The 11160-nt window shown below is 66.2% G+C and carries 8 protein-coding genes; all 8 read left to right on the top strand.

Translation table 11 applies throughout. The features are described from left to right. Positions 1-349 precede the first annotated feature (349 nt). The 8 genes from IPZ69_RS33765 to IPZ69_RS47550 all read left to right on the top strand — a co-directional run bounded on the left by IPZ69_RS33765 (position 350) and on the right by IPZ69_RS47550 (position 11157). A complete protein-coding gene (locus tag IPZ69_RS33765) occupies positions 350-787 on the top strand; it encodes a DUF3592 domain-containing protein (RefSeq protein ID WP_235458480.1) in 438 nt (145 codons plus the stop codon). A 183-nt stretch (positions 788-970) separates the two neighbouring features. Further along, positions 971-1987: a hypothetical protein gene (locus IPZ69_RS33760; RefSeq protein ID WP_235458479.1), complete on the top strand. Its 1017-nt coding sequence runs from the start codon at positions 971-973 to the stop codon at positions 1985-1987. 292 nt (positions 1988-2279) lie between these two features. Beyond that, complete coding sequence (locus tag IPZ69_RS33755; RefSeq protein ID WP_235458478.1) at positions 2280-2720, top strand: very short patch repair endonuclease; 441 nt, start codon at positions 2280-2282, stop codon at positions 2718-2720. 149 nt (positions 2721-2869) lie between these two features. Continuing rightward, positions 2870-5419, top strand: a complete 2550-nt coding sequence (locus IPZ69_RS33750) for a Z1 domain-containing protein (RefSeq protein WP_235458477.1) — start codon at positions 2870-2872, stop codon at positions 5417-5419. Beyond that, positions 5416-6441, top strand: coding sequence for a PD-(D/E)XK motif protein (locus IPZ69_RS33745; RefSeq protein ID WP_235458476.1), 1026 nt, complete (start codon positions 5416-5418; stop codon positions 6439-6441). Before IPZ69_RS33750 ends, IPZ69_RS33745 begins: the two co-directional genes overlap by 4 nt. Further along, entirely contained in the window at positions 6438-8429 is a 1992-nt protein-coding gene (locus IPZ69_RS33740) for a hypothetical protein (protein WP_235458475.1), read from the top strand. The genes IPZ69_RS33745 and IPZ69_RS33740 overlap by 4 nt, the downstream gene beginning before the upstream one ends. Beyond that, on the top strand, positions 8426-9322 hold the full coding sequence (locus IPZ69_RS33735; protein WP_235458474.1) for a hypothetical protein: 897 nt from the start codon (positions 8426-8428) through the stop codon (positions 9320-9322). The genes IPZ69_RS33740 and IPZ69_RS33735 overlap by 4 nt, the downstream gene beginning before the upstream one ends. Continuing rightward, on the top strand, positions 9322-11157 hold the full coding sequence (locus IPZ69_RS47550; protein WP_308407571.1) for a DNA cytosine methyltransferase: 1836 nt from the start codon (positions 9322-9324) through the stop codon (positions 11155-11157). The genes IPZ69_RS33735 and IPZ69_RS47550 overlap by 1 nt, the downstream gene beginning before the upstream one ends. Positions 11158-11160: the final 3 nt, after the last annotated feature.

The following is an 11160-nucleotide window of genomic DNA, read 5'->3' as shown; positions in this document are numbered from 1 at the left end:
TGGCCTCCCGGTTGGTCCACCAGAGTTGGTGCACGACCAGCAGCATGAGGACGACCCCGACGGTGACGAGGACCTCGCCGCCGCCCCACAGCACCCGCCGGCGCCGAGCGCGCCGCCGCAGGTCGCCGTGTCCCACGACGGGAACCCGCATGACCCGCATGCGTACGCCTCCCTCCGGGCCAGTACGCCTCCACGGCCGGGCTCGCGGAGACCCAGTCCCCTCCATCGGGCCGACAGAGGCCCGGTCCCCCTCGATCGGCGGACCCGCAGGAGCCCCGGCTCCCCCTCCACCGGACCCGCACGATAAGCGCTCCCCCTCCAACTCACCAGACCCATAAGCTCCCTGCTCATGAGTGCGTACTGGCTTCTCGCCCTGGTCCCCTTCATCGCCGGCCTCGCCGTCACCGGCCACCAGGCCCGGCTGGCGATCACCGAACACCTCCTGCGGCGCACGGGCCGTCGTGTGGAGGGGACGGTGACGGGACACATCGCGTCGCGGGAAGGGACGTACGCCGCACTGCACCCGGTGATCCGCTGGGTCGGCGAGGACGGCGGCGAGTACGAACGCGCCGTCCCCGACACGATCGGCGCCCACGCCCTCCCCGAGGGCAGCCGCGTCCACCTCCTGTGCACCCCGGGCTCCCCCGACACGGTGGCCCTGGACAACCTCGCCCGCTACCGCTCGGCGGTGCTGGGGATGTGGCTGGGAGTGCTGCTGTGGGCGGGGGCCCTGACGGCGGTACTGATACGGATCGCGACGCTTTTGCCGGAGCCGTACCGGTACTGACGCAGCCGTACCGATAGTGACGGCAGGCAGGCGCAAGGGCCGACGCCCGGCCTGCGCCTCTCCCTGCCCCTTTCACTCTGGGGTGTCACCCGCACCCGGCCCGCGCGGGAATCACGCCTCCTTGACGCTGCCGACCAGCACATACCTCTCCCTATGTCGTTGGTCGGCAGTACGGTGTCCCCCATGCGCCCCGACACGCCTGCCGAGAACGTCGACCACACTGCCGAAGCGGCACGCCTGGAGCGGACCGCCGGCCTCTATCCCGAGGACACCGAGGCCCTGCTCCTCCAGGCCGCGGCCCACCTCGAACTGGCCGACGACCGCCCCGCCGCGACCGCGCTCTACGACCGCATGCTGTCCGCCCCGGACTCGCTGGAGAACCCCCAACTGGTACGAGCCCTGAAGGCCTCGAACCTCTGGGAGTACGGCCATGAGGCCGAGGCCCGCGCGATCATCGACGGAGTCCGCGTGTCCGCCCCGCGTGACCCGGCCCCGTGGGTCATCGTCGCCGAGGCCCTGGAGTCCCACGACGAACTGGAGGCGGCGCAGGACACGTTCACGGAGGGCACGACCCTGCTCCTCACGGACGCGACGGAGACCCCGTACTCCACGCACCCCCTCCTCTACGGCCGCCACAGGGTCCGCCGCATGCTGGGCCTGCCCCACGACGAGTGGGACGCCCTGGCGGACACCCTGCACTCCTCGCCGGTGTCGCTGGACGAACTCCACGACCCCAAGCGCGTCTGGTCCCTGGGCTCGGACAACCCGGCGGAACTGAAGGCGGAGATCTCGCGGCTGCGGGCGGAGCTCGGGGCATACCGAGAGGCCCTGTCCCGCCCGTTCCCGGTGGCGGTGCTGCACTGGGCACAGGGTGAGCTGGAGGAGCTGGTGGGGGCGTATCCCTCCCTGGCGACCGAGTATCCGTCCCGCGAGGAGCACCTGGCGACGATAGAGGCGTCACTGCGCGAACTGGCAACTTCCGGCACACCGAACCTGGGAATCGTGACGGGGACGGTGCCTTCTTATGAGGCCTTCGCCGCGTCGGAGGGGACTTCGCCGGGAGACGTGACGCTGCTGCCGCAGTATGCGACGACGTTGGCGGCGCGGGGGCGGGCTGTGGTTTGGCCTCCGCAGAGGGGGACGGGGTGTTGGTGTGGGTCGGGTGGAGCCTATGAGGGGTGCCACGGGGTGACGGCATAACCGCAGGGCACGGAGACGGGGGTCTCGTGGACGGCCGATGTGGTCTCGGGTAGTACCGGTGACTACGACAACCTCACCGGTGAGGGGCCGGGGCCTGCCTCAGGACGCGCGCTTCATGGCGGACAACATGGCTTGCGCGGTCGACAGGCAGTGGTCACGGCCGGTCCAGCGGCGGTCGGAACAACGCTGATCCTTGGTATCTGTGGTCAGGCCTTGGCCAACGCCTCAGGCACGCCGGCAGAATGCTTCTGTGTCTGGTGCTGTCCCATCCTCTCCATCCGTCTCCGCCCGAATGAGCCGTCAGGGCTCCCGCGACACGGCACCGGAGGTGGCGGTCCGGCGCCTGCTGCACGCCTCGGGGCTGCGCTACCGGGTCAATGTGCCGGTACCGGGCATGCCACGCCGAACCATCGACATCGTCTTCAGCAAGGCCAAGATCGCCATCTTCCTGGACGGCTGCTTCTGGCACGGCTGCCCCAAGCACGCAACGCAACCGAAGGCGAACGCGGAGTGGTGGCGGGCCAAGCTCGACAAGAACATGGCTCGCGACCTGGAGACGACCGAACACCTCACCACCGCGGGGTGGACAGTACTGCGCTTCTGGGAGCACGAGTCCGCCGCAAACGTGGCCCACTGCATTTCCGAGTCCGTGGCATCCAAGCGACCGACCCCGCCTCGGCCCCCCTCCGGCCCAGGACTCACAGAGGGTGGCAACTCGGGCAACCAATCGTGACCCTCAATCACTTATCAATGACCATCTCACCCAATAATGTGTAGGGGTTGTGCGAGGGGTGCCTACCTGTACTTCAGAGCGGTCTGCCACGTCGGCAGCGCTCTACGGTCGGGCGGCGTGGCGAGCGAGAGCGGGGGCGGTCGAGTCCTGTGACCGACGAATTCGATGACATGTACGAGACGTTCAAGGCAATCCTGGACGCCTTTCCCCCATCGGAGGCCGTGAAGCGGCTGGAGCAGATGGGCGTCCACTCAGAGGTCATCCAGCAGATCCGCGATCGCCATGAGCAGCAGACGATACGCATCAAGGAACTCGAGGAACCCCACGCCGTCGTTCTGGGCAACCGCGACACCTGGTACACGGGCCCGCAGCCCAAGGACAGGTACTGGCCCGCTATCGAAGACCTGCTGCTCAAGGATGGATGGGACAAGGACACCGCCATCCGGAACCTGGACGACTCCTCGACCCGAGTCGTCTCACTGCTGAACCATCCGAAGGAAAAGGCGTTCTCCACACGAGGTCTCGTCGTGGGCTACGTCCAGTCCGGCAAGACCACGAACTTCACGTCGGTCATGGCCAAGGCCGCCGACCGCGGCTACAAGCTGTTCATTGTCCTGGCGGGCATTCACAACGGCCTTCGCCGTCAGACCCAGGCCCGCCTGGTTCAGCAGCTCGTGGAACCCAACCCCTCGCTGTGGTCGCAACTGACCGATTTGGACAAGGATTTCACTCCTACGGCGAATCCCGCCTCCTACTTCGGGAAGAGCAACAAGACGCACGTCTTGTGCGTCGTGAAGAAGAACGCGACCGTACTGCGCAAGCTCGCCACATGGCTGGACAAGGCGGCGGACTACCTGAAGGACTGCCCGGCGCTGATCATCGATGACGAGGCGGACCAGGCCACCGTTGCGACGAAGTCCATCAATCCGCTGATCCTCAGCATGATGAAGAGCCTGCCGCGTTCCGCGTACGTGGGATACACGGCATCGCCGTTCGCCAATCTGCTGATTGATCCGAGTGCGGAAGATCTCTATCCGCGGGACTTCGTCGTCAATCTGCCCAAGCCGGGCGGACACTTTGGCACAGAAGTCCTTTTCGGGCGCTATGCGTTGGACGGTGAGGACCCCGATCAGGTCGACGACGGCCACGACATGATCCGATCGGTGCCGGAGGACGATGTCCCGTGCGTGCGCCCCGAGACGAAGGCCGACGTCGAGGGCTTCGAGCCCGTCATCACCGACACCCTCCGCAGGGCCGTGGAGTACTTCTGGCTCGTGACAGCCGCTCGCCGTGTTCGCGGTACCGGCAATCCGCACAACACGATGCTGATCCACACAAGCGTCAACACCGCCGTGCACAACAGCTTCGAACGACCGCTCCGGCACCTGCTGAACCGAGCCGCGCAGACAGTGACGGACGCGGCCTTCCTCTCCCGGTTGCGTGAGCTGTGGGATCAGGAGACCGCGCGCGTTCCCGCCACGGACTTCGGCGAGACGAAGGTACCGTTCGACGACCTGGTGCCCGAACTGCCCGGCGTTCTGCGCAGTTGCCGCATCGTCATGGACAACTCCAGCAGCGAGGCTCGTCTCGACTACGAGAACGGCCCAGTCGTGGCGATAGCCGTGGGCGGCAACACCCTCTCGCGTGGACTCACCCTTGAGGGCCTGTCGGTCAGCTACTTCGTGCGTGCCGTCTCCGCATACGACACTCTGCTGCAGATGGGGCGATGGTTCGGCTTCCGGAACGGCTACGCCGACCTGCCCCGTATCTGGATGACCGACGAGTTGGCCGAGTGGTTCCGGCACCTTGCCACGGTCGAGACCGAGATGCGTCGCGACATCGACATCTACATAACCGAGTCCGAGACGCCCCTCACCTTCGCCGTCCGCCTGCGCACCCACCCGGCTCTGCGCGTGACCGCGGCCGCGAAAATGCGCGACGCGGTGACGGCTGCCTCCTCGTACGGGGGCAAGCGGGTTCAGACCCACTACTTCCACACCGACGCCGACTGGCTGCGTGGCAACACCACCGCCGCACGCGACCTGGTGACCGCGGCCCGCTCGAACGCCGTCAGGGTGGACGATCGCTCGGCGGAAGGCCGCTACGTCTTCCGCGATGTGCCATACGACGTCGTGACCGAGTTCCTGGCGTCCTACAAGTTCCATGAGAAGTCACCCGAGAACGATGCCGACCTGATCAGCAGCTACATCCGTAAGCGAGTCGCAGCCGGCTCGCTGCGCCGTTGGAACATAGCGATCGTCGGTAACCCGGCAGGAGAGCCGTTCGTGTTCGTGCCCGGCGTATCCGTCGGACGCAACATCCGTAGTCGCGTTGCCGTGACCAACCCCTCGCCGGACTTCGCCGACATCAAGACGCTCATGAGCCGCCGTGACGCCGCCGTCGACCTGGCCGGAGACACTGCGAAGCTCACCGAGAAGGGCATCATCGATGAGCGTCGCGTCCAGCTTCCGGACACTGGCCTTCTGGTGCTGTATCCGATCGACAAGACGTCCGAGCCCGGTCCCGGAAAGGAGCGGCGTGCTCCTCTGAACGCGGCGGAACACGTGGTCGGCGTCGGCCTCGTCTTTCCGGAACCGCGGCACGGGGACAGCACGGTCGAGAAGTACATCTCGGCGGATCTGTCGGGTGTGCGATTGGAGGACGAGGACTTCAGCCTCCTCGAAGGTGAGGACGCATGAGCGACGGCACCTTCCGCGAGGTCGCTGAAGAGCACTGGGCCGCGCTCGAAGCAGAACCGACCAGCGGAGAACGTCGTCTCCGCGTTTCACAGCTTCCGGTGGTGACCGAACAAGGTGCCCTGGTTGCAGCGGTCGACCACGACGGGTTCCGTCACGTGCTTGTACCCGTGCACTCGCATCTGAAGATTCGTTCCGGCCTGGACGGCCCGGTCCTTCACCTGAGCAAGCGCCCTCTGGAGGACGAGGAGACGTACCAGACGTACGCCGATCTCGCCTGCCTGCGTACGGACCTGAACGACCTGTTCACGGAACTGTGCGCGGACATACTGGATGCGACGGGGAAGCTGCCGAAAAACCCGGTGAAGGCGCTCTATGGAGTCATTGACCGGTGGAAGGCTCTGTTCCAACCACACAGAGCCGTGCTGGGTCCGGAGCAGCTCGCCGGTCTCTTCGGGGAACTGCTGGTGCTCGAACGGCTCCTTCAGTTGGACTCCAGCGCATATCGCCTCTGGCGTGGGCCGGACGGTCACCATCACGACTTCACCACCGGAAGTCTCGCTGTGGAGGTGAAGACGGGCGCCAAGGGTGAAGGTCGAAGGCCACGGGTTCATGGCCTCGATCAGCTTGAAGCCCCACAGGATGGAACGCTCTGCCTGGCTTGGTTCGGCCTGCACCGCACCTTCTCGGGCGGTTCGGGACTCGGCTTCCTGGAGTTGCTCGAACGGACGCTGCGGTCCTGTGACGACGAAAGCGCCCTCATCGAACTTCTCGCACAGGCCGGTTACCGGCCCGTCGATGCCGAGCGATACCGGGATGTGCGCTTCGTCGTCGATGAACAGCGCTGGTACGAGGTGACCCCCGACTTTCCCGCGTTGACCAATCGGGCTCTGGCCGCAGCAGGCGTGCCGATTTCCGTTCTCGACGTCGAGTACACCATCGACCTGTCCGGTGAGTCTCCGGTCCACATGGCGCCCGACGTGGTGTCCCGAATGATCGACCGCATGATCCAGGAGTCCGCGTGACGGAGCCCCGCTGGTTCTCCCAGCCCTACCCTCCGGAGGGCGCAAGCGCCGCCGAGGGCATTCGCAATCAGCTCGGACGGCCCGAGCTCGATCTGCTCACCATCCTGGTGCGGGAGTCGGCCCAGAACAGTTGGGATGCCCGGCTCGAGAAGTCCTCGGTACCTGTGGACTATCGCATCGACATGTGGACCGTTGGACCGGCCCACGCAGGCGTGTGGCGAGAGCTTCTGCTGGCAGGGGCACCCCAAAACGCCGAAGACTTTCCGCTTCGCAACACACTCAAGCGGGGCTCGGTCCGCGTTCTGTCCGTGTCCGATCGCGGCACCCGCGGGCTCGGAGGCCCGACGCGAGCGGACAACGCCGTGGGCCCCGACCGTGACTTCGTCTCCTTCATCCGCAACATCGGTGAACCACGCGACACGGCGCTCGGGGGCGGCACCTACGGTTTTGGAAAGGGCATTTTCTACCTGCTGTCCAAGCCCGGGACCGTCATCGTCCATTCCCGCTGCCGCACTGCGCGGGGCGGACACGAAACCCGACTCATCGGCTGCACGCTCTGGAAAAGCTACGTGCCCTCGGATTCCGACGGCAATCGCCGTTACACCGGTAGGCACTGGTGGGGCGACACGTCGGGCGAGGTGGTCGAGCCGCTGGTGGGTGTAGAGGCGGATGCCGTGGCCCAGCGCCTCGGTCTCAAGTCGTTCGGTCCGGAGGAGACCGGAACGACGGTTGTCGTCGTCGACCCGAATCTGGACGACCTCGAGCCCGCGAACGCGGCCGAATATCTGGGCGACACCATCGCCTGGCACCTGTGGCCCAAAATGATCTCCACCGCGGGCAAACCACCTGCCATGCGGTTCTCCGTGGCCTACGACGGGGTGCAGCACCCGGTACCCGACCTGCGCACCACGCGTCCCCTCAATATGTTCGTCGCGGCCTACGAAGCGATGGAGGGTCCGAACGGCAGCGATCTGGAGTGCCACAAGCCCAAGCAGCACCTTGGCCGACTCGGCCTCGTGAAGCGCGTCATGCCCCCGCTGGAGCCCTCCCGTGCGTCGCGCATGCTGGACATCGAGGACCTGATCCATCACGTCTGTTTGATGCGACCTGCGGAGCTTGTCGTCACCTATCACCCCGGGCCCAAACCACCGAGCGCCAATCAGGGCTACGCCGGAGTGTTCAGGGCCGACGAAGCCATGGACGACGTCTACGCCAAGGCCGAGCCGCCCACGCACGACGCCTGGAATCCGCATTCCCTCGACAGGCCGGAGAGTACCTACGTACAGACCACGTTCCGGCGTATCGGCGAAGCTTTGGAACAGTTGCTCTCCTTGAGTGGCACTGCACGACCCGGCGCCAGCAATGTCGCTCTGGGCGCGGCCAGTTCGCTCTTTTCCGGTTTGGTCGGCGGAGCTTGGGGCATCGGTGGGGCCACCGCCTATTCCAAACCGGGCAGCACCGCCGTAAATGCGTCCAGGACGACCGACGACGAGGACATCGCCACGCACCGGATCGCCGACGGTCGACGGGCGGCGACGCGGTTGGCCGACCGGACCGGCTTCCAAGACACCCAACCCAGCGAGGACTTCGGCGGGCCCGGTCAACCGGTCACAGGAACATCGGCAGGAGGCTCCCAGGACATTCCACGTCGCCGTCCCCGAGTGCAGTACGTCGGCGATCCGTACTACGACGACCGCGGAGACACCGCCGTGCTCGTGCAGGAGTTCCGACTTCCCGTACCCGGCCCGCAGCGCGTACGCATCGACCTCGCGGTTACCCTGCCCGGCGCCGGCGGGCGGGAGACCGATCCTCCCATCGGGGCGAGTATGCCCGTACTGATCGGCTGGGAGGACGAAACCGGACTGCTCCACACCTCCGATCCGCAGGTGGTCGAGGGCGGCGAGTCCGTCTGGCGTGCCGTGGTACGGCCGGCTCCGGACACCATGACCGAAATCGGCATCAAGGTAGAGGCGGTGCGGACTTCATGACACGACGCGTACTGCCGTACCGCACCCCGACCGAGGACGTGGTGACACCGGGACCCTGGCGCCTGGTGGTCGAGGACGGCGAGGTGGCTCTGCCCGAGGCCTTGCCCGACTGGGACTACCAAATGGACGTGCATGTACGCAGGGTCCTCCGAGTCGACCTGGACCGGGTCCGGCAACAGACGGGGCTGGCGGCGAATACTGCACTCATGCTGTCGGTCGTCTGGACCGCCACAGGTTCCAACCTCAGCGGCCCTGCCCGGCACGTGCGCCTGTCCGAGAGTGGCACGAGCACAGTCGAAGTCGACGTACGGTTGCGCGGTGCCGACCTCGGTGGCCTGTTGCTGCTGGACACCGCGCTCGTGCTCGCCGAGCGCCTGAACGACGCACGAGCTTCCTCGCCGAGGCGAGCAGGGTCCGTACTGTGGAGCGACCGCGAATCTCTGCGCCTACAGGGCGATGCCCCTCAATTCCCGATGGCCGTGATCGACTTCGCGCGAACGTCGTTCCCGGAGCACGCTGCCTGGCACCTGCAAATCAGCGGAGGCCTGGAAAGCGCCACCATGGGAGCTCTCCTGCTCCTCGTCAACGAGCAGAACACGGTCACTGCGACCGCATTTCAGAATGCGGGCAAGCCTCGCCCAGTGGACCGAATCGTTCTGTCGGCGGTGTACGCGGATGCTGCCCGGGTCATGGTCGAGCACGCTCTTGCACACGATGAGTTCGTCGAGGACGCGGACTTCCCCGACGGTTCACTGGGCGCCACCCTGCTGAGCCTGTTCGACCAACTGTTCCCGGGGCAGTCGATCACCGACATACGCCTCCGTCACCGGCAGTCGCCGGCCCTGTTCTCGTCCGACTTGCAGGCGGCCGTCAAGATCTTCGAGGTGTCATGATGAGCTTTCTCTACCCTCGACTCCTCGCCGAACAGGCACGGCCCCTCTTCGAGGAGTACCGGCACCTCGCACCGACCGATCTGTCCCGACGTGTCGCCCTCACCCACGACTCGGCCGTGTACGTGGCCACGGGCGGTGACCGGATTCCCTCCGGCCGGCTCCGTGAACTACGGGACGGCGTGCTGGATCTCGCGAAGCGTGCCGGATACCCCGACGACTCCGACCGTGCGCGCAATGCCGACTTCGACCTTCGCCTGGCTGCGCTGCTGCATGGCGAGATGGGCATGGTGCCCGCCGAAGCCGCATCCCGCGACGTCTGGGCCTTCCTGGCACTCGTCGTCCTTCCAGATGTCGCGTTCTGGCGCTATCCGCAACCGCCCAAGGACCGGGTTCTGGGCACCGACCTCACCCGGCACGTATTCGGTCGTCTCTGGTGGCGGGCACAGCTCGTGCGAGCGCCCGAGGAGGAGGAGCCCTACCGCGCTCTTGAGATCCTCGGTGAGGCTGCGTTCGACCAGATCTACGCGCGCCGTGTCGCGCTGGGCGGAAGTCCTCACTTGGTGAGGGCCATCCTGCGGGTCTGGAAAGATCTCGATCTGAAGGGTCTGAACGAGCGCGAGACCCTGCGTGACTTCCTCAAGCGACTGCTCCGCCTCGCCCCGTTCGTGCTGTTCGACGGAATCCGGGAGCACGCTCTCGATGCCGAGTTGCGCGCGGTCGCCCAAGAGTCGGTAGAGGCCCAGCGCCCAAGGCCCATGTCGAATTCCCCATTTGCTCCGGGTCCAGTGGTTACCTCTGGCCCCGTCGAAGCGGCTCCCGTTCTCGTATCCCCCGGCGAGCAGTCGTCGACCTCTCAGGGAACACCGTCGGCGCCCGTCGAAGTGCGACGATTCAGGTCCCTGGAGATCTGCGCAGGAGCAGGAGGGCAGGCGCTCGGCCTCGAACGAGCGGGATTCGACCCCGTGCTACTCATCGACAGCAAGGCGGATGCCTGTTTCTCGATCGACCTCAATCGACCTGCTTGGGACGTCGTGTGCATGGACGTGGTTCAATTCAGCCCGAGCATGCGCCCCGAGGCCACAGAAGTCGATCTCGTCAGCGGCGGGCTGCCACGCGTGAAATCGTCGGCGACAGTCGGGCGGGCGGAGGACACGGAGGAACGCAGAGTCCTGCGGGCCGCGATCACCCTGGCGTGCGACGTGAGAACGAAAGCCGTTCTCTTCGAGAACGTCCCCGACCTTGTCGACGGCCCGGAATTTTCTGCGGACCGCGCCTGGATCGACCGCGAGCTGCACCACGCCGGCTTCCGCACCAGTTGGAAGATCCTGAACGCTTCGGACTTCGGCGTCCCACAAAATCGGAAGAGTGGCTTTCTCGTCGCTCTGCGGGATCCATATTTCGGACGCTTCGCCTGGCCCGCACCGAACGACCAACCACCGCCGACCGTGGGAGAGGCTCTCGGCCCGTCCATGTCTGCAGATGGTTGGCCCGGCGCCGAACGTTGGATCAAGAACGCCGACCGAATCGCTCCGGCCCTCGTCGGTGGCTCCGACCGCAGAGGTGGAGCCGACCTCGGCCCTACGGGCAGCAAGAAGGCGTGGGCAGCGCTCGGAGTCAACGGCAACAGCCTTGGGGACGAGCCTCCTGGGACCGACTTCCCTCAGGACGAAATGCCCAAGTTGACCGTGGAACAGGCAGCGACGATCCAGGCCTTCCCGGATCATTGGAAGCTCTTCGGCGGCAAGACCTCCAGGTATCGTCAAGTCGGCCACGCCATGCCGCCTCCGCTCGCAGCTGCCGTCGGCCAGGCCATCGCAACCGCACTCCGAAGCTAAGAT

Source organism: Streptomyces olivochromogenes (assembly GCF_021538895.1).
Taxonomy (GTDB): Bacteria; Actinomycetota; Actinomycetes; order Streptomycetales; family Streptomycetaceae; genus Streptomyces; species Streptomyces olivochromogenes_A.
Note: the sequence above shows the minus strand (reverse complement) of the source record. Positions and strands in the feature narration are given on the sequence as shown.

Coding starts and splice junctions, on each gene's coding strand:
- IPZ69_RS33765 (WP_235458480.1), top strand. CDS start 350: ATGAGTGCGTACTGGCTTCTCGCCCTGGTCCCCTTCATCGCCGGCCTC.
- IPZ69_RS47550 (WP_308407571.1), top strand. CDS start 9,322: ATGAGCTTTCTCTACCCTCGACTCCTCGCCGAACAGGCACGGCCCCTC.
- IPZ69_RS33735 (WP_235458474.1), top strand. CDS start 8,426: ATGACACGACGCGTACTGCCGTACCGCACCCCGACCGAGGACGTGGTG.
- IPZ69_RS33760 (WP_235458479.1), top strand. CDS start 971: ATGCGCCCCGACACGCCTGCCGAGAACGTCGACCACACTGCCGAAGCG.
- IPZ69_RS33745 (WP_235458476.1), top strand. CDS start 5,416: ATGAGCGACGGCACCTTCCGCGAGGTCGCTGAAGAGCACTGGGCCGCG.
- IPZ69_RS33755 (WP_235458478.1), top strand. CDS start 2,280: ATGAGCCGTCAGGGCTCCCGCGACACGGCACCGGAGGTGGCGGTCCGG.